The 25,522-nt window shown below is 72.5% G+C and carries 18 protein-coding genes and 1 pseudogene; 10 read left to right on the forward strand and 9 right to left on the reverse strand.

What is annotated here, in order from left to right:
* Window position 1 precedes the first annotated feature (1 nt).
* The 4 genes from AB0C21_RS01135 to recA all read right to left on the reverse strand — a co-directional run bounded on the left by AB0C21_RS01135 (window position 2) and on the right by recA (window position 5,833).
* Complete coding sequence (locus AB0C21_RS01135) at window positions 2-1,234, reverse strand: glycerophosphodiester phosphodiesterase family protein (protein ID WP_500202080.1); 1,233 nt, start codon at window positions 1,232-1,234, stop codon at window positions 2-4.
* 125 nt (window positions 1,235-1,359) lie between these two features.
* Window positions 1,360-2,919, reverse strand: a complete 1,560-nt coding sequence (gene rny, locus AB0C21_RS01140; RefSeq protein ID WP_500202336.1) for a ribonuclease Y — start codon at window positions 2,917-2,919, stop codon at window positions 1,360-1,362.
* A gap of 993 nt (window positions 2,920-3,912) precedes the next feature.
* Window positions 3,913-4,512 (reverse strand): recombination regulator RecX, encoded by a 600-nt coding sequence (recX, locus tag AB0C21_RS01145; RefSeq protein ID WP_500202081.1) that lies wholly within the window; start codon window positions 4,510-4,512, stop codon window positions 3,913-3,915.
* Window positions 4,513-4,717: 205 nt separating this feature from the next.
* Window positions 4,718-5,833, reverse strand: a complete 1,116-nt coding sequence (gene recA / locus AB0C21_RS01150) for a recombinase RecA (protein ID WP_141577386.1) — start codon at window positions 5,831-5,833, stop codon at window positions 4,718-4,720.
* 242 nt (window positions 5,834-6,075) lie between these two features.
* On the opposite strand from recA, the gene AB0C21_RS01155 reads away from it, so the two are divergent.
* From AB0C21_RS01155 to AB0C21_RS01165, 3 genes are all read left to right on the forward strand, one after another.
* On the forward strand, window positions 6,076-6,945 hold the full coding sequence (locus AB0C21_RS01155) for an ATP-grasp domain-containing protein (RefSeq protein WP_500202082.1): 870 nt from the start codon (window positions 6,076-6,078) through the stop codon (window positions 6,943-6,945).
* A gap of 168 nt (window positions 6,946-7,113) precedes the next feature.
* The gene (locus AB0C21_RS01160) at window positions 7,114-7,425 is read left to right on the forward strand and encodes a hypothetical protein (protein ID WP_149258052.1); all 312 of its coding nucleotides are present in this window, start codon (window positions 7,114-7,116) and stop codon (window positions 7,423-7,425) included.
* 3 nt (window positions 7,426-7,428) lie between these two features.
* Window positions 7,429-8,586, forward strand: a complete 1,158-nt coding sequence (locus tag AB0C21_RS01165) for a glutathionylspermidine synthase family protein (protein WP_500202083.1) — start codon at window positions 7,429-7,431, stop codon at window positions 8,584-8,586.
* Between the two features lie 7 nt (window positions 8,587-8,593).
* Here the strand turns inward: AB0C21_RS01165 and AB0C21_RS01170 are convergent, their stop codons facing one another.
* Together AB0C21_RS01170 and AB0C21_RS01175 are read right to left on the reverse strand one after the other, a co-directional pair.
* On the reverse strand, window positions 8,594-8,788 hold the full coding sequence (locus AB0C21_RS01170; protein WP_500202084.1) for a DUF3046 domain-containing protein: 195 nt from the start codon (window positions 8,786-8,788) through the stop codon (window positions 8,594-8,596).
* Window positions 8,789-8,798: 10 nt separating this feature from the next.
* The gene (locus tag AB0C21_RS01175) at window positions 8,799-10,091 is read right to left on the reverse strand and encodes an alpha/beta hydrolase fold domain-containing protein (RefSeq protein ID WP_500202085.1); all 1,293 of its coding nucleotides are present in this window, start codon (window positions 10,089-10,091) and stop codon (window positions 8,799-8,801) included.
* Between the two features lie 174 nt (window positions 10,092-10,265).
* Here AB0C21_RS01175 and AB0C21_RS01180 point away from each other — a divergent pair, with 174 nt between their 5' ends.
* Window positions 10,266-15,092, forward strand: coding sequence for an Lhr family helicase (locus AB0C21_RS01180; RefSeq protein ID WP_500202086.1), 4,827 nt, complete (start codon window positions 10,266-10,268; stop codon window positions 15,090-15,092).
* Between the two features lie 77 nt (window positions 15,093-15,169).
* On the opposite strand, the pseudogene AB0C21_RS01185 reads toward AB0C21_RS01180, so the two are convergent.
* A pseudogene (locus AB0C21_RS01185) lies at window positions 15,170-15,955 on the reverse strand (DMT family transporter); the annotation flags it as partial.
* A gap of 90 nt (window positions 15,956-16,045) precedes the next feature.
* Between AB0C21_RS01185 and AB0C21_RS01190 the strand changes: the two are divergent.
* Complete coding sequence (locus tag AB0C21_RS01190; protein WP_500202087.1) at window positions 16,046-16,618, forward strand: TetR/AcrR family transcriptional regulator; 573 nt, start codon at window positions 16,046-16,048, stop codon at window positions 16,616-16,618.
* Here the strand turns inward: AB0C21_RS01190 and secA2 are convergent.
* Window positions 16,599-18,932, reverse strand: a complete 2,334-nt coding sequence (gene secA2 / locus AB0C21_RS01195; RefSeq protein WP_500202088.1) for an accessory Sec system translocase SecA2 — start codon at window positions 18,930-18,932, stop codon at window positions 16,599-16,601. The two genes, AB0C21_RS01190 and secA2, sit on opposite strands and share 20 nt — an antisense overlap.
* Window positions 18,933-19,166: 234 nt before the next feature.
* Here secA2 and AB0C21_RS01200 point away from each other — a divergent pair, with 234 nt between their 5' ends.
* Window positions 19,167-19,301 (forward strand): hypothetical protein, encoded by a 135-nt coding sequence (locus AB0C21_RS01200; protein ID WP_500202089.1) that lies wholly within the window; start codon window positions 19,167-19,169, stop codon window positions 19,299-19,301.
* 119 nt (window positions 19,302-19,420) lie between these two features.
* Here the strand turns inward: AB0C21_RS01200 and AB0C21_RS01205 are convergent, their stop codons facing one another.
* Complete coding sequence (locus AB0C21_RS01205) at window positions 19,421-20,641, reverse strand: ROK family transcriptional regulator (protein WP_500202090.1); 1,221 nt, start codon at window positions 20,639-20,641, stop codon at window positions 19,421-19,423.
* Between the two features lie 254 nt (window positions 20,642-20,895).
* Here AB0C21_RS01205 and AB0C21_RS01210 point away from each other — a divergent pair, with 254 nt between their 5' ends.
* From AB0C21_RS01210 to AB0C21_RS01225, 4 genes are read left to right on the forward strand one after another with little or no spacing between them, the layout of a single operon-like run.
* Window positions 20,896-22,170 carry an extracellular solute-binding protein gene (locus AB0C21_RS01210; RefSeq protein ID WP_500202091.1) on the forward strand — a complete coding sequence of 425 codons (1,275 nt, stop codon included), beginning with the start codon at window positions 20,896-20,898 and terminating at the stop codon, window positions 22,168-22,170.
* A gap of 22 nt (window positions 22,171-22,192) precedes the next feature.
* Window positions 22,193-23,164, forward strand: a complete 972-nt coding sequence (locus AB0C21_RS01215) for a carbohydrate ABC transporter permease (protein WP_500202092.1) — start codon at window positions 22,193-22,195, stop codon at window positions 23,162-23,164.
* Complete coding sequence (locus AB0C21_RS01220) at window positions 23,161-24,000, forward strand: carbohydrate ABC transporter permease (RefSeq protein ID WP_500202093.1); 840 nt, start codon at window positions 23,161-23,163, stop codon at window positions 23,998-24,000. The genes AB0C21_RS01215 and AB0C21_RS01220 overlap by 4 nt, the downstream gene beginning before the upstream one ends.
* Window positions 23,997-25,454, forward strand: a complete 1,458-nt coding sequence (locus AB0C21_RS01225) for a glycoside hydrolase family 3 protein (protein WP_500202094.1) — start codon at window positions 23,997-23,999, stop codon at window positions 25,452-25,454. The genes AB0C21_RS01220 and AB0C21_RS01225 overlap by 4 nt, the downstream gene beginning before the upstream one ends.
* The last annotated feature ends 68 nt before the right edge of the window (window positions 25,455-25,522 follow it).

Consider the following 25,522-nt stretch of genomic DNA (forward strand, 5'->3'; position numbering starts at 1 on the left):
CTCAGGGCAGGACGTAGGAGGAGATGTCGAGCAGCTTGTGGTCGGCCCCGAAGAACGACACCGTGTCGCCTGAGGTGTTGTTCAGGAAGCCGGCCGTCAGGCCGTTGTAGTAGGCGTCGGGGCGGTTCGTGCCCGGTCCGACGTGGACGCGCAGCAGGCTGCCCGGCGGGATCACGTAGCCAGGGCCGATCTTCATCAGGTTGCCCGCCTGGTCGCGCAGGTAGCCGCCGCCCACGTCGATCGGCCTCGACGTCGCGTTCCGCAGCACCACGTGCTCGCTCTTCTCCGGCTGCACGTCGTCGCCGCTCGGGTCAGGGAGCACGCTGTCGATCACGATGCCGTTCGCCTCGGGGAACGGCTTCCGGCCGTCGAGGATCCGCCGCGTCGTGGCCGGGAAGTTCGTCGCGAGCCAGTCGTAGCCCTGGTTCGCCCCCATGGAGACCTCGGCCGGGCTGTCCACCGGGTCGCTGAACACCTTCAGCCCCTTGGCGTGCGCGCGCCTGACGTCGTCCGCACTGGTCACCCGGGGGTTGGCGTACACGCTGACCGTCCAGCCCGCCAGCGCGGCGAGCTCGTCGTCGGCGAGCATCCTCCCGCCGGTCAGGTACGAGAGCGGCACCTTGGGCGCGGACTCGTGGAACTCCTTGAGCGCCGCCTGGTCGCGCGAATGGACCTGCACCCGGTAGGCCCCCGATGGGAGCGTCCCGCCGTCGGTGACGCGCGCCGCGTTCAACTCCTGGGCGAGCAGCGTGGCGATGCCCGGGCTGTTGGCCGGGGACTTCAGCTCCAGGCTCAGCCCGGTCCGCCGGTCCCTGACGGCGAGGAGCTCCTTCAGGGTCGGCACCCGCTGGCCCGCGTACCGCGCGTCGAACCAGGACCCGGCGTCCAGCCTCTTGATCTCGGCCAGCGTGAACTGGCCCACCCGCCACGGCGCCCGGTCGGGGAAGACCTGCTCCACGTCGGTGGTCCGGGCGAGCGTGTCGTCGTGCAGGAGCACGATCTGCTTGTCGGACGTGAGCTGCACGTCGCCTTCGAGCACGTCCGCCTTGTCGCGCAGCGCGTTGCGGTAGGACGCGAGCGTCTCCTCGGGGGCCTGCCCCGGCGACCCGCGGTGCCCGAGCACCACCACGTGCGTCCGCTTGCCCGTGGTCTCCGGCGCGGCCTGTGCACTGCCCGCGAAGGCGACGGCGGCGGCCAGCACGGCCCCGCCCCCGATCATGGCGATCCTGTTCAAGACATCCTCCCGCCTGGAAATGACTTGATCATCACCGCGGAAGTTGGCGAACACCAGACCGGAGGCCGAACTCCACCGAAACAGCTCCGCCGACCCCTCGGTCAGCGGGTCAGCGGGTCAGCGGGTCAGCGGGCGAACTCGATCGCCCTGGACTCGCGGACGACGGTGACGCGGATCTGGCCGGGGTAGGTCAGCTCGTCCTCGACCTGCTTGGCGATGTCGCGGGCAATGACCTGCGCCTGGATGTCGTCGACCGCGTCGGGCTTCACCATCACCCGGATTTCGCGTCCCGCCTGCATCGCGAAGACCTTCTCCACGCCCTCGTGCTTGTCGCGGGCGATCTCCTCGAGCCGTTCCAGGCGCTTGACGTACGCCTCCAGGGACTCGCGGCGCGCCCCCGGCCGGCTGCCGCTCACCGCGTCGGCGGCCTGGGTGAGCACGGCCTCCACGGTCCGGACCTCGACCTCGTTGTGGTGCGCCTCGATCGCGTGGACGACGTCCTCGTGCTCGCCGTAGCGGCGGGCGATCTCGGCGCCGATCAGCGCGTGGCTGCCCTCCACCTCGTGGGTGAGCGCCTTGCCGATGTCGTGCAGCAGCGTGCAGCGCTTGGCGACCTCCACCGGCAGCCGCAGCTCGCTCGCCATGATGCCCGCGATGTGCGCGGACTCGATCAGGTGCTTGAGCACGTTCTGCCCGTAGGACGTCCGGTACCGCAGCTGGCCGAGCAGCGCGATCAGCTCCGGGTGCATGTCGCCGATGCCGACCTCGACCAGGGCGTCCTCACCGGCCCGGACGCACAGCTGCTCGACGTCGCTGCGGCTGCGCTCGTAGATCTCCTCGATCCGCTGGGGGTGGATCCGGCCGTCCAGGACGAGCTTCTCCAGCGTCAGCCGCCCGACCTCGCGGCGCACGGGATCGAAACAGCTCAGCAGCACCGCCTCCGGCGTGTCGTCGATGATGAGGTTCACGCCGGTGGTCGTCTCGAAGGCGCGGATGTTGCGGCCCTCGCGGCCGATGATGCGGCCCTTCATCTCGTCGCTCGGCAGGTGCAGCACCGACACCACCGACTCGGCCGTCTGCTCGCTCGCGACCCGCTGGATCGCCAGCGTGACGATCTTGCGGGCGCGCTTGTCGCCCTCCGCCCGCGCCGCGTTCTCGATCTCCCGCACGATGGGGATGGACTCGCGCTTCGCCTGGTTCTCGACCGCCGCGACGAGTTCGGCCTTGGCCTGCTCGGCGGTCAGGCCGGCCGCCTGCTCCAGGACCTTGCGCCGCTCCTCCGCGATGCCGTCGAGCTCCTGCCCGCGGGCCTCCAGCGCCTTCTTGGTCTCGGCGAGCCGCCCCTGCCACTCCTCCAGGCGGCGCATCTCGGCGTCCAGCCGCTGCTCCCGTTCCGCGAGGCGGGCCTCCCGGCGCTCCAGGTCCTCGCGGAGGGTGCGGATGTCGTCGCGCAGGGCGCGGCCTTCCTCGTCCAGTTCCGCGCGCCCGGCGGCGGCGACCTGCTGCGCCTCCTGCTCGGCCTTCTCCAGGACGGCCTGCGCCTCCTTGGCGGCCTTCGCCCTGACTTCGTCCGCGTCACCCTGCGCCCGCGCCATCTCCGCGGCGGCCTTGCCGGGCGTGCCCGGACGCCATACGACGACGATCACGAGAGCGACCAGGGTCACCAGCAGCGCTGCACCCAGCAGGACGCTCTCCATGAGGCAGATCCTCCCTCGCCGCGGGCCCGTCCGGTGTGCGGGGCCCTGCCTAGCGAGGATTTACTCGCGCACGGATGCACGACATCGCGGGACCGCGCGCGGCGCGTCCCGGCGACCCGGCCGAATCCGGTCGACGAACGTGTCCTTTATGCCTCTCAGCTGCTGGAACGTGCTCGGTCGTATGGCAATCCGCAAGACGCGGAGTAACTCCTCACTGCCGTAACGGTAAGCGGCACAGAGGTAATGAGCAAGCAAACGACGGGCATTCCGGACTAACCGAACGTCGGCGTGACTCCTTCCTTACCGCCTCCCCTGACCACTCTGACCCCGCACCACCTGCACCATCACGCCCCCACCGAAGTCACGAACCGATCGCCCGGAGTCATCCCCTCCCCCGCCCCGGCGTGTCGCCCCCCGACACCCCCGCACCCGCCACATCCCCGCTCCCCACCCACCACCCCACCCCTGCCCCCACGCGCCCTCTCGCAGCGCCCCTCACCCGCGCACCCTCACCCCGCGCGCTCTTCCGGACTCACGCGGCCTTCCAGACTCACGCGCCTTCCGGCTTACGCGCCGCTACCCCGGCGTGCCCTTCTGGCTCATACGACCTTCCGGGCTCCTGCGCCCTTCCGGCCCGGACGGCCTTCCGGGCCCGCGCGCGGCCTTCCGGCTCGCGCGGCCTTCTTAGCCCACGCGGCCTTCCGGCTCGCGTGCCCTCCCGGGCTCACACGGCCTTCCGGCTCGGAGGGACTTCCGGGCCCGCGCCGGCCTTCCGGGCCCGCGCCGGCCTTCCGGCTCGCACGCCCTTCCGGCTCGCACGGCCTTCCAAGCTCACGTGCCGTTGCAGACTCACGCGCCTTCCGGCTTACGCGCCGCTACCCGGCGTGCCCTTCCGGGCTCACACGGCCTTTCGGATCGCGTGGGCTTCTGGGGCCGCTCGGTCCTTCGGGCTCGTGGCGCCGTGGCGGGGGTGGCGGGCGATCAGTCGAGAGGGGTGGGGAGGGTTTCCGGGTCGGTGCCCTCTTCCGCCAGGGCTTCCTTCACGACCCGGTAGGACAGGCCGGGTGAGTAGCCCTTGCGGGCGAGCATGCCGACCAGGCGGCGCATGCGCTTGGCGGGGTCGGCGCCTCGGGTGGCCCGGAGCTTGCGGGCGACCAGGGCGCGGGCCGTCTGCTCTTCCTGCGCCGGGTCGAGGGCGTCCACGGCGTCGTTGACGGTCTCGTCGGGGACGCCCTTGCGGCGGAGTTCGGCGGCCAGTGCGCGCTTGGCCAGGCCCCGGCCGGCGTGCCTGGACTGGACCCAGGCCTGGGCGAAGGCTTCGTCGTCGATGAGGCCGACGTCGGTGAAGCGGCCCAGCACGCGTTCGGCCACGTCGTCGGGGATGTGCTTGCGTTGCAGCGCGTCCGCCAACTGGGCCCGTGTGCGGGGGGAGGCTGCCAGGAGGCGCAGGCAGATCTCGCGGGCCTTCGCCTCCGGATCGGTCGCGCGGGCCTTCGTCTCCGGGCCCGTCTCGCGGGTTCTCGCCTCTGGGGCGGTCTCGTGGGCCCCGGTCTCCGGGGCCGTCTCGCGCGCGTCCGTCATCGGGCGCCGGTCCGGACGGTGCCGGTGGCCGTGGGAGCGGCGGCCGACGAAGCGGGGGCCGTGGGAGCAGTGCGCGTGGGAGCGGCGGCGCCATCGGGGAAGTTCCGGGCACCGGTCGTGCGGTGCCGGGGTAGGCGCCGCCGCCCTGCATACGAGATCATCGCTTACTCGTCGTCAAGAGTCACCCGCCTCGGGGGATTCCCGGTCAGGAATCACCCGCCTTGGCGGCCTTGGCGCCCCGCTTGGCGGCGGGGGCCTTCGCGGGGGCCGCGGCGGCGGGCTCGGGCGCGGCGGCCGGAGCGGCGGGCTCGGCCTCCTTGTCGACCTTCGGGCCGATGCCGAGCTTCTCCTTGATCTTCTTCTCGATGCCGTCGGCGAGGTCGGGGTTGGCCTTGAGGAAGTTGCGGGCGTTCTCCTTGCCCTGGCCGAGCTGGTCGCCGTCGTAGGTGTACCAGGCGCCGGACTTGCGGACGAAGCCGTGCTCCACGCCGAGGTCGATCAGGCCGCCCTCGCGGCTGATGCCCTGGCCGTAGAGGAGGTCGAAGTCGGCGACGCGGAACGGCGGGGCCATCTTGTTCTTGACGACCTTGACGCGGACGCGGTTGCCGACGGCCTCGGTGCCGTCCTTGAGCGTCTCGATGCGGCGGACGTCGAGGCGGACGGAGGCGTAGAACTTCAGCGCGCGGCCGCCGGTGGTGGTCTCCGGGGAGCCGAACATGACGCCGACCTTCTCGCGGAGCTGGTTGATGAAGATGGCGGTGGTCTTGGTCTGGTTGATCGCCCCGGTGAGCTTGCGCAGGGCCTGCGACATGAGCCGGGCCTGGAGGCCGACGTGGCTGTCGCCCATCTCGCCCTCGATCTCGGCGCGGGGGACGAGCGCGGCGACGGAGTCGATGACGACGATGTCGATCGCGCCGGAGCGGATCAGCATGTCGGTGATCTCCAGGGCCTGCTCGCCGGTGTCGGGCTGGGAGACCAGCAGGGCGTCGATGTCGACGCCGAGCTTCGCGGCGTACTCGGGGTCGAGCGCGTGCTCGGCGTCGACGAACGCGGCGATGCCGCCCTTCTTCTGGACGCTCGCCACGGCGTGGAGCGCGATGGAGGTCTTGCCGGAGCCCTCGGGGCCGTACACCTCGACGACGCGGCCGCGCGGCAGGCCGCCGATGCCGAGGGCGATGTCGAGGGAGATCGCGCCGGTGGGGATCACCTCGACGGGCGCCCGCGCCTCCTCGCCCATCCGCATGACCGATCCCTTGCCGAACTGCCGCTCGATCTGGGCGAGTGCGGTCTCGAGAGCCTTCTCCCGGTCGTTCGCTGCCATTGAGATGTCCTTCTCGTTGTGGTGTGTCGGCTCTCGGCCGCTGCTTGCGATGTCGAGGGCGACGTTACGGCGGGCCACCGACACTTTCGACCCCTGGACGCTCCGACGGCGGCGCCGCGGGCCGCGACCAGCTTACCGAACATCCGTTCGATCATCGTCCCACATGCCGATTTGCGGTGGAATCTCCGTGCGATCGTGGCCCCCGACCCGTAACCTGGCGGAGTTGACGGAGGGTTCCAATCATGACGCTGACCGTCCTCTTCTGCGTCGATCCGCTCCACCCCCGGCGCGTTGACCCCCACTTCGCCCGCGAGGCCGCCGCCGTGCGGGACCACTACGGCGAGATCGCCCTGATCGACCACGACGCGCTGCGGCGCGGGGACGTCGAGGACGCCGTCGACGCGGTCCCCTCGGACCTGGGCCCCGTCTGGTACCGCGGGTGGATGCTCTCGGCGGACGAGTACGGCGCCATGGCCGCCGCCTTGAAACAGCGCGGCACGGTCCTCCTGACGCACCCGGACGACTACCGCCGCGCACACGAGCTGCCGGGTTGGCACGACACGTTCGCCGGGCTGACCCCGCACAGCGTGTGGCGCCCCCTCGGCGCGGGCCAGGACCCCGGCCCCCTCGGCGAGCTGGGTGAGCTCGTCAAGCCGCTGCGCAGCGGGCCCGGCGTGGTCAAGGACTACGTGAAGTCGTGCAAGCACGAGTGGGAGGAGGCGTGCTTCGTCCCCGACGTGAAGAACCTCGCCCAACTGCACGACATCGCGGCCAAGATGGTCGCGCTCCGGGACGACCATCTGGCCGGCGGCCTCGTCGTGCGGGAGTTCGAGCAGTACGACGACGCGGGTGAAGCGCGCGTGTGGTGGGTGGACGGCGAGCCCGCGCTGGTCGGTCCGCATCCCGACAGTCCGGGCGTGGAGCTCGATCCCGACCTGGGCACGGTGGCTCCCGCCGTCCGCGCGCTGGGGTGCCGGTTCATCACCACCGACCTGGCCCGCCGCACGGACGGCGCCTGGCGGGTCGTGGAGGTCGGAGACGGGCAGGTCAGCGACCTGCCGTCGTCCGTGGACGCGATGGACCTCTACGCGCATCTCCCGGTACCGGACTAGCGGCCGCACAGGTTGATGTGGGCGTGATCGAACCGGATTAAGGTCTTCATCGTCTTATGGCCTGTGACGGCCCTGACCGTCCGGTCGGTCCCTGCGTGAGAAGGACGTGTTCTCTTGCCCCCACAGGAGCCCCCTCGCCGGCTCAGCTCCCGCGCCGTGAAGGTGGGGATGGTGAGCGCCCTGTCGTTGACCCTCGTCGCCTGCGGCTCCGGTTCGACCACGGCGCGGTGCGTGGACCGGAACGCGCCGGCCAAGGGCAAGAGCGGGTACAAGGTCGTTTCGGACGGCTACTGCGACACCGGCGACATCGACCACGGGTCGCCCTCCTACGGCCGCTACTTCTGGTACTACGGCGGGAAGAGCCGTTCCGGCTTCGTGTCCGGCGGCAGCCGGTACCGGCCGGAGGGGAAGATCAAGTCGAGTGGCGGGCGGACGCTGAGCCGGGGCGGCTTCGGCGGCGGCGGCCGGGGCGGGAGCTGACCCGTGCGCCGTGTTCGTTCTCAGCCGCGCGAGGGCTGGGCGGAGAAGGTCGAGGCGCACGGCCTGGCCTTCCACCGCACCGCGCACCCCGAGCATCTGACCCGGCCCTACTGGGACGAGTCCGTGCACTACGTCTTCGACATGGACGAGGTGCTGGCCCTCGAAGGCGTCGTCGAGGAACTGCACCGGATGTGCCTGGAGGTCGTGGAGCACGTCGTGTCCACCGGGCGCTACCACGTCCTCGGCATCCCCGACTGGGTGGCGCCACTGATCGAGGAGTCGTGGCGGCGCGGCGACCCCCATCTGTACGGGCGGTTCGACCTGCGTTACGACGGCCGGGGCCCCGCCAAGCTCCTGGAGTACAACGCCGATACGCCGACCGCCCTGGTGGAGAGTTCCGTCGTCCAGTGGTACTGGCTGCAGGACACCCATCCTGGGGACGACCAGTGGAACTCCATCCACGAGCGGTTCGTGGCGCGTTGGAAGGAACTCGCTCCCGCCGTGGACGGCGGGCCGGTCCATTTCGCCTGGACGACCGGTGACGAGACCGGCGAGGAGGTCATGACGATCGCCTACATGCAGGAGACCGCCGAGGAGGCGGGCCTGCCGGGTGTGGCGATCGCCATGGAGGACATCGGCTGGGACGCCGCGCGCGGGCGGTTCGTCGACCTCGACGAGCGGGAGATCGGGACGCTCTGCAAGCTCTACCCCTGGGAGTGGATCGTCGCCGAGCCGTTCGGGCGCCACATCCCGGGCACGCCCACATCCTGGATAGAGCCGATCTGGAAGATGGTGCTCTCCAACAAGGCCCTGCTCGTCCTGCTCTGGGAACTGTTCCCAGGCCATCCGAACCTGCTGCCCACCTACCTGAACACGCCGTCGGACCTGACCTCCTACGTGCAGAAGCCGCTGCTCGGACGGGAGGGCGCGAGCATGCGCATCGTCACGCCGGACGGCTCCGAGCAGCGGACCCAGGGCGACTACGGCGCGGAAGGCTACGTCTTCCAGGAGTTCTGCGCGCTGCCGGAGTTCGACGGGGAGCACCCCGTGCTCGGCGCGTGGGTCGTCCACGACGGGGCGGCCGGGATCGGGATCAGGGAGACGTCCGGGCTCATCACCGACGACACGTCGTCGTTCGTCCCGCACCGCATCCCGCTGTAGCGGGCCCCTACTGCAGGGTCGAGGGGACGTCGAAGGTGGCGACGACGGCCCGCCAGACCCTCTTGGCGGATTCGCCGTCGGCGAGGGCCTGCTCGATGGTGCGGCCGTCCAGCTCGGCCATGACGTAGTCCTTGGCCACGCTCTCGGCGTAGTGCTCGCCGAACTGCTGGTTCATCCGATCCCAGAAAACTGTGAGCCGCACATGCCCCACGCTATCCGACGGTCGGCTCTCCCAAGGACCGCGTCACTTCGCCGGGGACCTCGGGAGCGCGGCCCTGGCGGTACTGGCGGTGCAGTCCCGTCAGGTACCGTTCGACGCCCTCGATGACCCTGGCCGTCCGGTAGGAGGGGAACACGTCGAACGCGTGCTGGGCGCCCTTCATCTCGGCGTAGAGGACGGGCGAGTCCGAGACCTCCCTCAGCCGCTCCACGAAGCGGCGGGCCTCGGCCGCCGGGATGAGCGAGTCGCGGCTGCCGTGGATGACGAGGAAGGGCGGCGCGTCCTCGCGGATGTAGGTGACCGGGGACGCCTTGGCGTACGCCTCCCGGTCCTCCGCGAAGGGCCGCTTGACGACCATCCGCTCCAGGAGACGTGTGTCGCCCATGGGGCGAGGCCATGGGCCCGGCTCGAAGAAGTTGTAGACGCCGTAGAACGGGACCGCGCCCTGCACGGTCGTGTCGGCGTCCTCGAAGCCCGGCTGGAACTCCGGGACGTTCGCGGTGAGGGCCACCATCGCGGTGAGGTGCCCGCCTGCCGAACCGCCGGTCACGCAGAGGAAGTCGGGATCCGCTCCGTACTCCTCGGCGTGCTCCTTGTACCAGGCGACGAAGTGCTTCAGGTCGACCAGGTGGTCCGGCCAGGTGGCGCGGGGGCTGAGCCGGTAGTTGACGTTGAAGCCGACCCACCCCTGGAGGGCCATGTGGTTGAGCAGCGGCAGACCCTGCTCCCGCTTGTCGCCGATCACCCAGGCTCCGCCGTGGATCTGCATGAGCCCGGGACGCGGCCCGCCGCCGGTACGTCCGGCGGCATCGCGCTCACCGGCGGGACGGAAGACGTCCGCCTTCAGGCGCAGGCGGCCTTCCTGCCGGTACACGATGTTGCGTTCGACCTTCACTCCCCTGCGAGGGACCAGGCACAGCGGGGGCACGATCAGGTGGCCGAGCGGGTAGCGCGGCGCGCCTTCCGGGTCGAGGTCGAGGGGCGCGCCGCTTTCCCGCAGGGTGACGACCGTACGGCGCGAGGCCGCGAGAGTGGCCGCGACTCCCGCCATGCCGAGGATCGCCAGGACGAGCCCCGCCCACCCGGCCCAGCCGTCCAGTCCCCCGAAGGCCGCGGCGAGCGCCGTGGCGGCGGCCCAGACGACCAGGACATGCGGCGCCAGCTCGATCGTCAGCCAGCCCGCGAAGAAGCTCCCCGCGAGCAGCAGGGGGCTGCGCCGCGGGGCGTACGCGTTGGCGGCCGTGAGGGCGAACAGGAGGCCCAGGGCGAGGAGGACGTAAGGCATCAGGACTCCCTTTGCGGAGCATTGGCGTGCCCGCCATACCTTGCCCACACAAGCGCTTGCTTACAAGAGTTTCTGTGGGGGACGACCCCCACACCCTCCGATCGCTTCGCTCTTTTTGAGGTGACGCGCGCCACTCGGGCGCATTCTGTCCGACCGGCGAGGCAGTATGGCGCCATGGGCGGTGACGTGCTCGAACGCTTCTCCCCGGCGACCCGCGCCTGGTTCACCGGGGCGTTCGCCGCACCCACCCCCGCGCAGGCGGGGGCCTGGGAGTCCATCGCCGGCGGCGACAGCACGCTGGTCGTCGCGCCGACCGGGTCCGGCAAGACCCTGGCGGCGTTCCTGTGGTCCCTCGACCGGCTCGCCACCGAGCCCGTGCCCGAGGAGGCGCTGCGCCGCTGCCGCGTCCTGTACGTGTCGCCGCTGAAGGCCCTCGCCGTCGACGTCGAGCGCAACCTGCGCGCCCCGCTGGCCGGCATCCGCCACGCGGCGCGCCGCCTCGGCCTGCCCGAGCCCGGCGTCCGCGTCGGGATGCGGTCGGGCGACACCCCGGCCGACGAGCGCCGCCGGCTGGCCGTCAAGCCGCCCGACATCCTGATCACGACGCCGGAGTCGCTGTTCCTGATCCTCACCTCGCGGGCGCGCGAGTCGCTACGCGGGGTGGAGACCGTCATCGTCGACGAGGTGCACGCCGTGGCGGGCACCAAGCGCGGCGCGCACCTCGCGCTGTCCCTCGAACGGCTGGACGCGCTCCTCGAACGCCCCGCCCAGCGCATCGGCCTGTCGGCGACGGTCCGCCCCGCGGACGAGGTCGCGGCGTTCCTCGGCGGGACGCGGCCCGCCACCGTCGTCCAGCCGCCCTCCGAGAAGGTCTTCGAGCTCGACATCGTCGTCCCGGTGGAGGACATGGGCGAGGTCGGCCAGTTCGTCGACGACTCGGGGGCGGCCGACCCGCGCCAGCGCAGCATCTGGCCCCACGTGGAAGACCGCCTGCTCGACCTCATCCAGGCGCATCGCTCGACGCTGGTGTTCGCCAACTCCCGGCGCCTTGCCGAAAGGCTGTGCGGCCGGCTGAACGAACTCGCCTACGAACGCGCCGCCGGCGAGCCGCTGCCGGAGGACCACTCCCCCGCGGCGGCGATGGCCCAGGCGGGTGCGGCCAAGGGGGCGCCCTTGGAGATCGCCAGGGCGCACCACGGCTCCGTCTCCAAGGAGGAGCGGGCCGGCATCGAGAACGCTCTGAAGGAGGGCCGCCTGCCCGCGGTCGTGGCGACGTCCAGCCTGGAACTGGGCATCGACATGGGCGCGGTGGACCTCGTCGTCCAGGTGGAGTCGCCGCCTTCGGTCGCCAACGGGCTCCAGCGGGTCGGGCGGGCCGGTCACCAGGTCGGCGCCGTGTCCAAGGGCGTCATCTTCCCCAAGTACCGGGGCGACCTCGTACAGACGGCCGTGGTCGCCGACCGCATGCGCGGCGGCGAGATCGAGGAGCTCCGGTACCCGCGCAACCCCCTCGACGTCCTCGCCCAGCAGATCGTCGCGATGGTCTCCATGGACGAGTGGACGGTCGACGACCTCGAAGCCCTCGTCAAGCGCGCCGCCCCCTATGCCACGCTTCCCCGGTCGGCGCTGGAGGCCTCCCTCGACATGCTCGCCGGGCGCTACCCGAGCGACGAGTTCGGCGAGCTGCGCCCCCGCCTCGTCTGGGACCGCGTCACCGGCGTCCTGCGCGACCGTCCGGGCGCCCAGCGGCTCGCCGTCACCAGCGGTGGGACGATCCCCGACCGGGGGCTTTTCGGAGTTTTCCTCGTCGGGGAGAAGGCGTCGCGCGTCGGCGAACTCGACGAGGAGATGGTGTACGAGTCGCGCGTGGGCGACGTGTTCGTCCTCGGTGCGAGCTCCTGGCGGATCGAGGACATCACCCCCGACCGGGTGCTCGTCTCCCCCGCTCCGGGCCAGCCCGGCAAGCTGCCGTTCTGGCACGGCGACACGCTGGGGCGGCCCGCCGAACTGGGCCGCGCGCTCGGTACGTTCACACGGGAACTGGTCGGGCTGTCCCCGCAGGAGGCGCAGGAGCGCGTCACCGCCTCCGGCCTGGACGGCTGGGCCTCCGCCAACCTCGTCTCCTACCTGAACGAGCAGCGCGAGGCCACCGGCCACGTACCCGACGACCGCACGATGGTGGTCGAACGCTTCCGCGACGAACTCGGCGACTGGCGCATGGTCGTCCACTCACCGCTGGGCGCGCGCGTGCACGCGCCATGGGCGCTCGCAATAGCCGGCCGCCTGCGCGAGCGGTACGGGGTCGACGCGCAGGCCATGCACGCCGACGACGGCATCGTCATCCGCATCCCGGACATGGACGAGCCTCCCGGCCTCGACCTGGCCGTCTTCGACGCCGACGACATCGAGCGCATCGTCGTCGACGAGCTCGGCGGATCGGCGCTGTTCGCAGCCCGGTTCCGCGAGTGCGCTGCGCGTTCCCTGCTGCTCCCCCGCCGCCGTCCCGACAAGCGCATGCCCCTCTGGCAGCAGCGCCAGCGCGCCGCGCAGCTCCTGGCCGTGGCGAGCAAGTACCCGTCGTTCCCGATCGTGCTGGAGACGATGCGCGAGTGCCTGCAGGACGTGTTCGACGTCCCCGGCCTGGTGCAGCTCATGCGCGACATGTCCGGGCGTAAGGTCCGCATGGTGGAGGTGGAGACCTCCGAGCCGTCCCCCTACGCGCGCTCCCTGCTGTTCCACTACGTCGGCGCGTTCATGTACGAGGGAGACTCGCCGCTGGCCGAGCGCCGCGCGCAGGCCCTCGCGCTCGACTCGGCGCTCCTCGCCGAGCTGCTCGGCCAGGCCGACCTGCGCGAGCTGCTCGACCCCGACGCCGTCGCCGAGACCGAGCGCGAACTCCAGCGCCTCGCAGCCGACCGCCGCGCCCGCGACCTGGAGGGCGTCGCCGACCTCCTGCGCACCCTCGGCCCGCTCACCACGGCGGAAACGGCCGAACGCACCCTCCTCGCGGGCGTCGACGCCCCAGCGGACGACGGCGCGGCACTGCCATCGGCCGAGAACGCGGCAGCCGGCCCTGCCCCAGGCGCGGCGGAGGCCACCGGCACGGACACCGCCGGTACCGAGGCCGCCAATATCGAGGCCGCCCGTACCGAAACGGCCGGTACCGACGCCGACGGTCCAGACACCGGCGGTACAGAGGCCGCGCGTACCGGGACCCGTGCGGGAGAGGTTGGGGCCGCGGGCGCGGGCGGGGGCGTCCCGGATGGGGTGCTCGTCCAGGTGTCGCGTTGGCTGGCGGAGCTGGAGGCGACGCGGCGGGCGATCCGCGTGCGGATCGCCGGGGAGGAGCGCTGGGCCGCGATCGAGGACGCCGGCCGGCTGCGGGACGCGCTCGGCGCGCCGCTCCCGGTGGGGGTCCCGGAGGCGTTCCTCGAACCGGTCGACGACCCGCTCGGCGACCTGATCTCCCGGTACGCGCGCACGCACGGGCCGTTCCGGGCGGCCGAGCCCGCCGCGCGGTTCGGGCTCGGCGTCGCCGTGGTCGTCGAGACGCTGCGGCGGCTGTCCGGCGCGGGGCGCGTCGTCGAGGGCGAGTTCCTGCCGGTCGGGTCCGTGGCGGGGCCGCTGACGACCGAGTGGTGCGACACGGGCGTGCTGCGCATGCTGCGGCGCCGCTCCCTGGCGCGGCTGCGCGCCGAGGTCGAGCCGTCCCCGCCGGAGTCGCTCGGCCGGTTCCTCCCGGCCTGGCACGGCATCTCGGGCGGATCGCGGCTGCGGGGCATCGACGCGCTCGTCCAGGCGATCGAGCAGCTGCAGGGCGCGGCCGTGCCCGCGTCCGCGCTGGAGTCGCTGATCCTCCCCTCGCGGGTGCCCGGCTACACCCCGGCCATGCTGGACGAGCTGACGTCCGCCGGCGAGGTCGTGTGGGCGGGCCAGGGCGGGCTGCCTGGCGGCGACGGCTGGGTGGCGCTGTACCTGGCCGACACGGCCCCGCTGCTCATGCCGCACCCGGCCGAGATCACGCTCACGCCCGCGCACCAGGCCGTCCTGGACGCCCTCGGCGACGGGGGCGCGCTGTTCTTCCGGACGCTCTCAGACCGCGTGAACAAGCAGGTCACCGCGAGCGACGCCGACCTCGTCACCGCCGTGTGGGATCTCGTCTGGGCCGGCCATCTCACCAACGACACGCTGGCCCCGCTGCGGTCCGCGCTCGGGTCCGGCCGTCCGACGCACCGGTCCCGGACGACGCGCCGCGGGCGTCCCGTCCTGCCGTCCCGGACCGGTCCGCCCACGGTCGCGGGACGCTGGTGGCCGCTCCCCGAGCGCGAGTCCACCGCCACCCTGCGCTCGCACGCCCTCGCCGAATCGCTCCTGGAGCGGTACGGCATCGTCATCCGCGGCGCCGTCGCGGCCGAACGCACCCCTGGGGGCTTCTCCGCCGTCTACCCGGTCCTGCGCGCGTTCGAGGAGACGGGCCGCTGCCGGCGGGGGTACTTCGTCGAGGGGCTCGGAGCCGCCCAGTTCGCGCTGCCGGGGGCCGTCGACCGGCTCCGCGCGCTCCGCCCTGCGACGGCCGCCGCACCGGACGACATCTCCGCCCTCTGGGAGACGCCCCGCAAGCCCGAGGTCCGTGCGCTCGTCCTGGCGGCGGCCGACCCCGCCAACCCGTACGGCGCGGCCCTGCCCTGGCCCGAGCGCGACGACGAGGTCGCCGGCGGCCACAAGCCGGGCCGCAAGGCCGGCGCGCTCGTCGTGCTCGTCGAAGGGCGCCTCGTCCTCTACGTCGAACGCGGCGGCCGGACGCTCCTGACCTGGGACGACGATCCGGGCGTCCTGCAACCGGCCGTGGACGCGCTCGCCCTCGCCGTCCGCGAGGGAGCGCTCGGCAAGCTGACCGTCGAACGCGCCGACGGCGAGGCGATCGGCGACTCCCCGCTGGCCGCCGCCCTGGAGTCGGCCGGATTCCACCCCACGCCGCGCGGGCTGCGCCTGCGCTCCTGATCCCGCGGGCGCCGGAGCGCCACGGTCACGGCGGCGGCGCACACCAGCATGCCCAGGAGTGACGGCAGGGTGAGCGTCGTGCCGAACATCATCCAGCCCAGCAGCATCGTCGTGGGCGGGGTGAGGTAGAGCAGGGCGGAGACGCGGCCGACGCCCGTCCGCCGGACGTTGACCCAGTACAGCCCGTAGCCGCCGAACATCGCCAGCACGACGAGGATGGCGATGGCGGTCCAGAAGACGAGGTCGGCGGGCGGGACCAGGGAGCCGTCCGCACCGGCGAAGCCCGAGAACACCACCGCGCTCACCCCCGCTTGGACGGCCAGGGCCTCCGGAAGCTCCAGCGAGGGGCGCGTGCGGCGCTCCACGAGGGTGGCGCCGACGAGGGAGAGCATCGCGGCGAACGGCAGCGCGTACGCCCAGGCGGGTGCGCTCCCGTCCAGGTCGCCGCCGACGACGAGCGCGACGCCGCCGAGCCCGGCGACGAACCCGGCGAGCCGCCGGCGGCCGACCGGCTCGCCGAGCACGGGCGCGGCGAGCGCGACCGCGACGAGCGGCTGCAGCGCCGTGATGAGGCTGTTGATCCCCGCGGCGACGCCGTGCTGGGCGGCGAGGAACACGCCGGCGAGGTAGCCGACCTGTCCCAGCGTCCCGATGAGCGCGTGCAGGGCCAGGTCCCGGGGCGGGATCCGGCGCCGGCGCCACAGCAGCCACACGGCGAGCGCGCCGGCGCCGATGATGAACCGCCAGGCCAGCAGCGCGCTCGCGGGCGCGGCCCGGGTGCCGAGTTCGGCGCCGACGAAGCCGGAGCTCCACATGACGACGAACGCGGCGCCCAGCAGGACGTCCGATCGGCGGTCGCGCATGAACCCTCCCTATGTATACATACCGGTATAGCTACAACGGTAGCTATACCGGTATGTATACTCAGGGTCACCCCAGCGGAAGGAGTCCCGATGCCCGTGCACGACCGGCCGCTCACCCCCGCCGCCCGGCGGGTGCTCCAGGTCGCGAGCGAGCTGTTCTACGAGCGCGGCATCGGCTCCGTCGGCATGGAGCTGATCGCCGCCGAGGCGGGCGTCACGAAGAAGACCGTCTACGACCGGTTCGGCTCCAAGGAAGCGCTGATCCTGGCCTACCTGCGCGCCCGCGACGAGCGGTGGCGCGCCTTCATGACCGAGCGGATCGCAGAGGCGGGCGACCCCCGCGAGCGGGTCCTCGCCACGTTCGACGCCCTCGGGGAATGGCTGGCCACCGAGTGCGGGCGCGGCTGCTCGATGGTGAACGCCTGCGCCGAGCTGCCCGACCCGTCCCATCCGGTGCACGGGGTCGCCGCCGAGCAGAAGGCCTGGGTGCGCGCCCTCTACGCCGACCTGGTGGGCGACGGCGTGCTCGCCGACCAGCTGCTCATCCTGCACGAGGGCGCGGTCGTCGCGTTCAGCGTCGCGGGCATCCGCGACGCGGCCGCCGCCGCCCGGGCCGCCGCCGAGGCGATCATCCCCCGGAGGCTCAGCGCCGCCGCCCCCTGAACATGTTGATCAGCCCGCGCAGGGCCCGCTCGTCCAGGGACCCGAACGGGTTGTCGTGGACGAGGTAGGTCCAGGTCGCCGAGGGGCGCTTCAGCCCCGCCGAGTCGAGGTCGATGCCGTCCTCGGACGCGGTGAGGGCCTCGAAGGCGGCCACCGAGCGCTTCCGCGCGTCGCCGAGGAGCCGCTTGCCCGCCGGGACGGCCTCCCGGTTGAACTCGATGAGCGGGTCCAGGCCCCGGCCGAGCGACCTCAGGTGGATGCCCTCGCGCAGGTCGGCGAGGAAGGCCAGGTGCTCGGCCCAGCAGCGGTCGAGCTGGTACAGGACGATCTGCCGGGCGGCGGCCGCCACCGCCTCGGCGCCCGCGGTCCCGGTGAGCTCGGCGTGCCGCGCCGGGGCGTCGGCGGCCATGGCCCGGTCGGCGGCGTCGCCGTGCAGGACGGCGTCGCGCTCGGCGAGCACCTCGCGCCGCTGGAGCCCGATCAGGTGGTTGTAGCGCCACGTGTTGCGGTGCAGCTCCAGGTCGACGCCCTCCGCGACGCGCTGGGCGTGGCCGACGATCCAGTGCGCGCCCTTGTCGGTGATGAGCCCGTCGTCGCCGGCGGGCGCCTTCGACTCCTCGTCCGGCGCGTAGCGGGTGACGAGGTCGTCCTGGAGGCTGGTGAAGAACACCGAGCCGCCGGGGTCGCCCTGCCGTCCCGCGCGGCCCCGGAGCTGGTCGTCCAGGCGGCTGCTGTGGTAGCGGCCGGTCCCGATGACCAGCAGGCCCCCGGCCCGCGCGACCCGGTCGTGGTCGGTCCCGTCGTGCTCGGCGGGGGCCGTCCCGGGCGCGGTCGGCGAGGGGCTGCCGCCCAGCCGGATGTCGGTGCCCCGCCCGGCCATCTGCGTGGAGACGGTGATCGCGCCGTACGCGCCCGCCTCCGCGATGATCGCGGCCTCCTCGGCGTCGTTCTTGGCGTTGAGGACGACCCGGTCCAGCCCGGCGCGGGCGAGCCGGCGCGCGAGCCGCTCGGACTCGGCGACGTCGCCGGTCCCGACGAGGACCGGGCGGCCGTCGGCGTGCGCGGCGGCGATCTCCTCGACGATCGCGACCTCCTTGTCGGCGGCGGTCGCGTAGAGGCGGTCGGGCTCGTCCACGCGGACGCACGGCCGGTTCGGCGGGACGACCGCGATCTGCAGCCCGTAGAACTCGGTCAGCTGCCCGGCGACGGCCATCGCGGTGCCCGTCATGCCGCACCGCACGGGATAGCGCCCGATCAGCTCCTGCACGGTGATCGAGTCGAGGATCTCCCCGCTCGGGGAGGCGTCGAGCGCCTCCTTCGCCTCGACCGCCGCCTGCAGGCCGTCCGGCCAGCGCTGCAGCAGGGCGACCCGGCCCCGCGACTCGCTGATCAACTTCACCGCGCCGTCCCGGACGATGTAGTCCACGTCGCGCTGCAGCAGCACCTCCGCGTGCAGCGCCACGTTCACCGCGGTGAGCGTGCCGAGGTTCTCCGGGGCGTAGAGGTCGAGCCCGAGGACGCGCTCCACCTCGCGGGCCCCGGCCGCGGTGAGCTGGACGTTGCGCGCCTCGTCGTCGGTGGAGTAGTGCAGCCCGGGGCGCAGCCGCCGGACCAGGTCGGCGTGCCGCGGGTCGGCGGTGCCCGAGTCGGCCGCGCCCGCGAGCACGAGCGGGACCATGGCCTCGTCCACCAGCACCGAGTCGGCCTCGTCGATGAGCGCGACGGACGGCTCGGGGAGCACGAGGTCGGCGGCGCCGGTGGCGAGCCGGTCCCGCAGGAGGTCGAACCCGACCTCGCTGACCGGCGCGTACGTCACGTCCGCCCGGTACGCCTCGCGCCGCTCGTCGGGCGTGGACGACTGGCCGACCCAGCGGACGGTGACCCCCAGCATCGCGTAGAGCGGGGCCATCCACTCGGCGTCGCGCCGCGCCAGGTAGTCGTTGACCGACATCACGTGGACCCGGTGGCCGCGCAGCGCGTACCCGGCCGCCGCCAGGGCGCCGGCCAGGGTCTTGCCCTCGCCGGTGGCCATCTCCGCGACGTGCCCGGACAGCAGCGCGAGCGTCCCGACGAGCTGGACGTCGAAGGGGCGCTCCCCGAGGGTCCGGCGGGCGGCCTCCCGGCCGAGGGCGCACAGCTCGGCGAGGTCCTCCTTCTCGCGGAGGACGGACGCGGCGGCGGTCAGCTCGGCGTCGGAGAGCTCCCGCACGCGGGACTCGCGCGCCCCGGCCTCGTCCGCCAGGGCGCGCAGCGGCGCCAGATCGACGCTCCCCGGCTTCTGGACGAGGCGCCGCAGCCGGTCACGCAGCGCCATGGCGTCCCCTCGGTTCGTCGCTCACGGTTCCCCCAACGGGCAGGTGGAAGACGGCGTTCCCATGATCTCAGCGCGCGGCCCCGGGGGGTGTCCAGGGTGCTCCTCCGCTGTTGGTCTGACCTCGAATTCATTCCTCGGGCGGATACCCCCCGGCCCTTTCGTTTGAGACCATGGACGCATCACGGGGTTTGCGGTGGCCAAGGGGAAAGCGCCACCGCGGAACGGGGTTTCGCCATGACACCTACGGCACGCAAGGCCGCCGCGCTCCGGCGCAAGCGCCAGATCATCAGCCAGACCGTCATCGACCGCGCGCTGAACGATCCGCGGCGGCACAAGGAGGCCGCCGTCGCGGCGGCGTCCGCCAAGTAGGAGCCGCTCCGGGGGACGCGTAGGGGAACGGTCCATCGCGCGATCGGGAAGCGCCTCCGCCGGCCGGGCGGGGGCGCTTCCCGCTTCCGCGGGCGCGTCCTCCCGCACGCGTCGTCCTGCTAGGCCCCCGCGGCCGAGAAGACGTCGTCGCGGGCCTGCTCCAGGGCCGCGTGCAGCGCGCCGCGCAGGACGGGGTTGCCCGTGACGCCGGTGACGGCGACGGCGGGACGGGTCGGGCTGATCCGGCCGACGATCGCCTCGATGCGGGTGGCGAGCGGCCACCCGCCGGCCCGGCCGAGGCTTCCCGACAGCACCACGAGCCCGGGGTCCAGGACGATGTTGACCGAGGTCACGCCGTAGGAGATGCGGTCGGCGAGCTCGTCGAGGAACGCCCCGCCGCGGTCCTCGTCGGCGGCGGCCGCGCGGACGCAGTCGACGGCGGTGGGCTCGGCGATGCCGTGCTGGTGGGCGAGCGCGCGGACCGCGTCCGCGCCCACCAGGGCCCCGTACCCGCCGGCGAGGGTCGGGATCCCCCAGGTCGTCGACTCGGTGACGCCCTCGTCCTGCGCCGCGCGGCGGGCGGCGCCGACCGGCAGCGGCGCCCCCGGGACGGGCAGGTAGCCGATCTCCCCCGCGCCGCCCCACCGGCCGCGGTGCAGCCGCCCGCCCAGCATCACCGACAGGCCCATGCCGCGGTCGAACCACATGAGCGCGAAGTCGTCGGCGTCGCGCGCGGCCCCGTAGGCCCGCTCGGCGATGGCGGCGAGGTTCACGTCGTTCTCGATGGTCACGGGGCGGCGCAGGTCGGTGCGCAGCGCGGCGAGGACGCCCTCGTGCCAGGCGGGCAGGTCGAAGGAGAACTGGACGTCGCCGGAGCGCGGGTCGACGACGCCGGGCGTCCCGATGACGAAGGCGCTCAGCCTCGACACCGCGACCTTGGCCGAGCGGCACGCCTTGACGACGGCGCTGTGCACCATCTTCACCGGCTCGTCGGCGCCGTTCGGGTCGACGGTGACCTGGGCGACGATGTTCCCGGTGATGTCGGCGACGCCGGCCGTGACCCCGTCCGGTCCCACCTCCAGGCCCGCGACGTACGCGCTGGACGGGACGACCGCGTAGAGCGCGGCGTTCGGGCCCCGCCCCCCGGCCTGCTCCCCCACGACCGAGACCAGCCCGCGCTCCTCCAGCCGGGACAGCAACTGGGACGCGGTCACCTTCGACAGCCCGGTGTGCTCGCCGATCTGGGCACGGGTCAGCGGGCCCTGCTCCACGAGCAGGTCCAGCGCCGCGCGGTCGTTCAGCTCACGCAGCAGCCGCGGCGTTCCCGGGCGTCTTGCCATCCTGGCACCCCTGATGTCTCAATCCGCTAACGAGCAGTTTTGTTTAGGAAAGTTTCTTGTTAGTTTACGCCCAAGCGCCGACCGGCACGGTACCCCGGGCCGGAGGCGCGCGCAGAGCGCGGACTGGCGAGCAGGGCGCCCGCGAGCGATGCGAACGCGAGGAGGGCATGGCTGGGACCCTAAAGGGTCCGCGCCGTCTCCACCCGCACCGCAGGCCACAAGGCCGCGCGAGGCGATGCCGGAAAGGATCCCCAGTGAAGTACATCAAGGTTGCGGCCGCGACGGCCGCGATCGCCCTGGCCGCCACGGCCTGCGGCGGCGACAGCAAGGACGGCGACGGCAAGGACGGGGGCAAGGACCCGGCGCAGCTCAAGGTCTGGATGATGGGCGACGGCACGCCCGAGCAGACCAAGATCCTCGACGGCGTCGAGGCGGAGTTCAAGCAGAAGCACCCGAACACCGACGTCCAGATCAAGTACGTGCCGTGGCCGCAGGTCGCCACCACCTTCCAGAAGGCGGCGGCCGGCGGCGAGGGGCCCGACGTCACCGAGCTCGGCAACACCGACGTCCAGTCCCACATCGAGCAGGGCAGCCTGGCCGACATCACCGACGAGTACGAGGGCTGGGCGGACGGCAAGACGCTGAACAAGTCCGCCCTCGGCAACGACACCGCGGACGGCAAGACCTACGCCGTGCCGTGGTACGGGGGCGTCCGCGGCGTCTGGTACCGGACGGACTGGTTCCAGGAGCTCGGCATCCAGCCGCCGAAGACGTGGGCGGACCTGACCGCCGCGGCCAAGAAGGTGCAGGACTCCAAGAAGGTCCCCGGCATCGGCATCCCGAGCGACCAGACCAACGCGCTGCTCAGCTTCATCTGGGGCAACGGCGGCGAGGTCGCCGTCGACGACGGCAAGGGCGGCTTCAAGGGGCAGCTCGACCAGCCGCCGGCGGTCGAGGCGGTCAAGTACTACGCCGGCCTCGTCACCACCGAGAAGGTCGCGCCCGAGAAGTACGTGGGCAAGAACGAGCTGGAGGGCCCGCAGCGCGACTTCGCGCTCGGCAAGCTCGGCATGTACGTCGACGGCAGCTGGGCGCTCAAGGAGATGAAGAAGGTCTCCGCGAAGAACGCCGACAAGTGGGGCGTCTTCCCGATCCCGAGCAAGACCGGCGGCAACGCCCCGGTCATGGCGGGCGGCTCCGACCTCGCGGTGTGGAACGACAGCAAGGCCAAGGCCGCGGCCTTCGACTACATCACGATCCTCAACAACGCCAAGAACGCCAAGATCTGGGCGGACTACAGCGGCTTCTCCTCCATGCGGTCGGACGTGAAGTTCTCCGACCCGAAGCTGGAGGTCTTCACCTCGATCGCGGGCAACACGAAGTTCCCGCCGATCAGCGCCGGCTGGGGCGAGTTCGAGCAGGCCAAGAAGGTGCTGCCGAACGCGGTCAAGGCCATCATGCAGGGCAAGTCCGCCGAGGAGGAGATGAAGAAGGCGAACGAGCAGGCCAACACGCTGCTGAACCCCTAGTACCCGGCTGATCGGAACGTCCATGCTCGACACCGCTCCCGCGGTGCGGAAAGCGCCCGGCCGGAGATCCTCCGGCCGGGCGCGGCCCCGCCGCGCGCCCCGCCTCGGGCCCTACCTGCTGATCGCGCCCACCGTGGTCGTGATCGCCGTCCTGATGTTCTGGCCGATGATCCAGATCGGGATCATGTCGTTCCAGAAGGTCGGCAACCGCCAGCTGCGCGGCGAGCCGGCCGAGTCGGTGGGGACCGAGAACTTCGACAAGATCTTCAACGACCCGTTCTTCTGGCAGACCCTCCGGCACACCGTGCTGTTCGCCGCCGTCGCGGTGTCCCTCACCCTGGTCGTCGGCACGCTGGTGGGGCTGCTGCTCCACAAGCTCGGCAAGCGGATGTCGGGCTTCGTCGCGGGCGGCGTGATGGTCGCCTGGGCGACCCCGCCGGTCACCGCCGCGATCATCTTCAGCTGGCTGTTCGGCACCACCGGCGGCCTCGTCAACTGGTGCCTGGACCTGCTGCCGGACTTCCTCGTCGGCGGCGGCTGGAGCGACTACAACTGGTTCGCCACGCCCCTGTCCACCTACACCGTCCTCACCGTGTGCGTCGTCTGGCAGGCGTGCCCGTTCGTCGCGGTGTCCGTGCTGGCCGGGCTGAAGAGCGTGCCGGGCGAGCTGTACGAGGCGGCCCGCGTGGACGGGTCGGGCCCGTGGCGGACGTTCTGGAGCCTCACCTACCCGATGCTCAAGCCGATCTTCCTCGTGCTGATCGTCATGTCGATCATCTGGGACTTCAAGGTCTTCACGCAGCTGTTCATCATGGCCGGAATGGCCAACCGCGACGCGTTCAACCTGTCGCTGTACGGCTACTCCGAGGCGTTCGGCTCGCTGAATCCGAAGCTCGGCATGGGCTCGGCGATCGCGCTCGTGCTGACGCTCATCCTGCTCGTCGTCACCGCCCTCTACGTGCGGGTCATGGTCCGTCAGGGGGAGACCCGATGAGGCGCCTGCCGCGCAAGCTGCTGCTGAACGGGACGGGGCTGCTCGTCTTCGCGATCGCGGTGTTCCCCGTCTTCTGGATGGCCTCCACCGCCTTCAAGCCCAACACCGAGATCTTCAGCACGACGCCGAAGCCGCTGCCGTCCCACCCGACGCTGGAGCACTTCGACCTGGTGCTGAACGGCGGCATCGCGGAGGTCTCCTTCTGGGAGTACTTCCGCAACAGCGCCATCCTGGCGCTCGTCACCGTCCTGGTGTCGGGGCTGCTCTCGCTGATGGCCGCGATCGCCGTCGCCCGCTTCCGGTTCCGGTTCCGCACCACGTTCCTGATCATGCTGCTGGTGGTGCAGATGGTCCCGTGCGAGGCGCTGGTCATCCCCCTGTTCCTCGACCTGAAGCAGTTGGACCTGCTGAACAGCCTGGCCGGCCTCGTCGTCGTCTACATCGGCTTCGCCGTCCCGTTCGCGATCTGGATGCTGCGCGGCTTCGTCGCCGCGGTGCCGCGCGAGCTGGAGGAGGCCGCCGCCATCGACGGCGCCGGGCCCGTCCGGACGTTCTTCCGGGTCCTGCTCCCGCTCGTCGCCCCCGGCCTGGTGGCGACCAGCATCTTCTCCTTCATCACCGCCTGGAACGAGTTCATCTTCGCGTTCACGTTCCTGGACGACCAGACCAAGTACACCCTGCCGATCATGCTGCAGTTCTTCTTCGGCCGCAGCGGCAACGCCTGGGGGCCCATCATGGCAGCGTCCACGCTGCTCACCATTCCCGTCATCGCCTTCTTCCTCGTCGTCCAGCGCCGCATGGTGTCCGGCCTCACCGCCGGGGCGGTGAAGGGGTGACGACCGACGACATCGCGACCACGGCGGAGATCGCCCGGCTCGCCCGCGGCACGCTGCTCCCGTCGTTCCCCGGCGCGACCGCACCGCGCTGGCTCCTGGACGAGCTGGAGGCGGGACTCGGCGGCGTCACGCTGTTCGCGCTCACCGGCAACGTCCCGAGCCCGGAGTCGCTGGCCGCGCTCACCGCGCAGATGCGCAAGGCCGGCGACCCGTTCGTCACGATCGACGAGGAGGGCGGCGACGTCACCCGGCTCGGCGGCCACGCGACCGGCAGCCCCTACCCGGGCAACGCCGCGCTCGGCGCCGTGGACGACCCGGAGCTGACCCGCCGCATCTACCGCTCGCTCGGCGCCGAACTGGCCGAGGTCGGCGTCAACTTCAACTTCGCGCCGTCGGTCGACGTCAACACCGCCGACGACAACCCGGTCATCGGCACCCGCTCGTTCGGCTCCGACCCCGCACTGGTCGCGCGGCACGCCGCCGCCGCCGTCACCGGCACGCAGGAGGCGGGCGTCGCCGCCTGCGCGAAGCACTTCCCCGGCCACGGCGCGACCGTGGAGGACTCCCACCTGGCGATCCCCCTCGTCGACGCCGACCTGGACCTGCTGGACCGGCGCGAGCTGGTCCCGTTCCGGGCGGCGATCGCGGCCGGCACCCGCGCGGTGATGACCGGGCACCTCAACCTGCCGTCCATCACGCGCGGGGCGCCCGCCACCCTCTCCCAGGACGCGATCACCGGCCTCCTGCGCGAGCGCCTCGGCTACGAGGGCGTGATCGTCACCGACGCGCTCGACATGGAGGGCGCGAGCGGCGCGATCGGCATCCCGGAGGCGTCCGTGCGGGCCCTCATCGCGGGCGCCGACCTGCTGTGCCTCGGCCCGAACGAGCACGCCGAGACCGTGGAGGCCACCCTCGCGGCGATCGACGAGGCCGTCCGGACCGGGCGCCTCCCCCTCGCCAGGCTGGCGGCCGCGGCCGAGCGCACCCGCCTGCTCCGGGAGTGGCTCGCCGGGCGCAGCCCCGCCGTCGTCGACCGGTCCGCCGGCCTGGAGGCCGCCCGCCGCGCCCTCCGCCTGACCGGCACGCTGCCCGCCTGGAGCGGGCCGCCCCTGGTCGTCGAGACCGAGTCGTCCGGCAACATCGCGGTCGGCCCGACCCCCTGGGGCCTGCACCCGTGGGCGCCCGACGCCGTCCGGGCCGACGACGCGGACGGGACGGTGGAGGGTGTCTTGGACCGTGCCAAGGGACGCGGCCTCATCGTCGTCCTCCGGGACGCCCACCGCCACGCCGCCCAGCGCGCCCTCACCACGGCCCTGCTGGCCGCCCGCCCCGACACCGTCGTCGTCGAGATGGGCCTCCCCGTCTGGCGCCCCGTCCCCGCCGTCCACCTGGCCACCTACGGCGCCGCCGCCGCCAACGCCCAAGCCGCCGCAGAGCTCTTGGGTCTGTGCTGATTGCATTTCTCTCCTCCTTCGGGCCTGGCGGCCCTCCATCGTCGAGAAAAGCGGCGATCGCTGGCATC

It is taken from the genome of Spirillospora sp. NPDC049024 (genome assembly GCF_040649235.1).
Classification (GTDB): domain Bacteria; phylum Actinomycetota; class Actinomycetes; order Streptosporangiales; family Streptosporangiaceae; genus Spirillospora.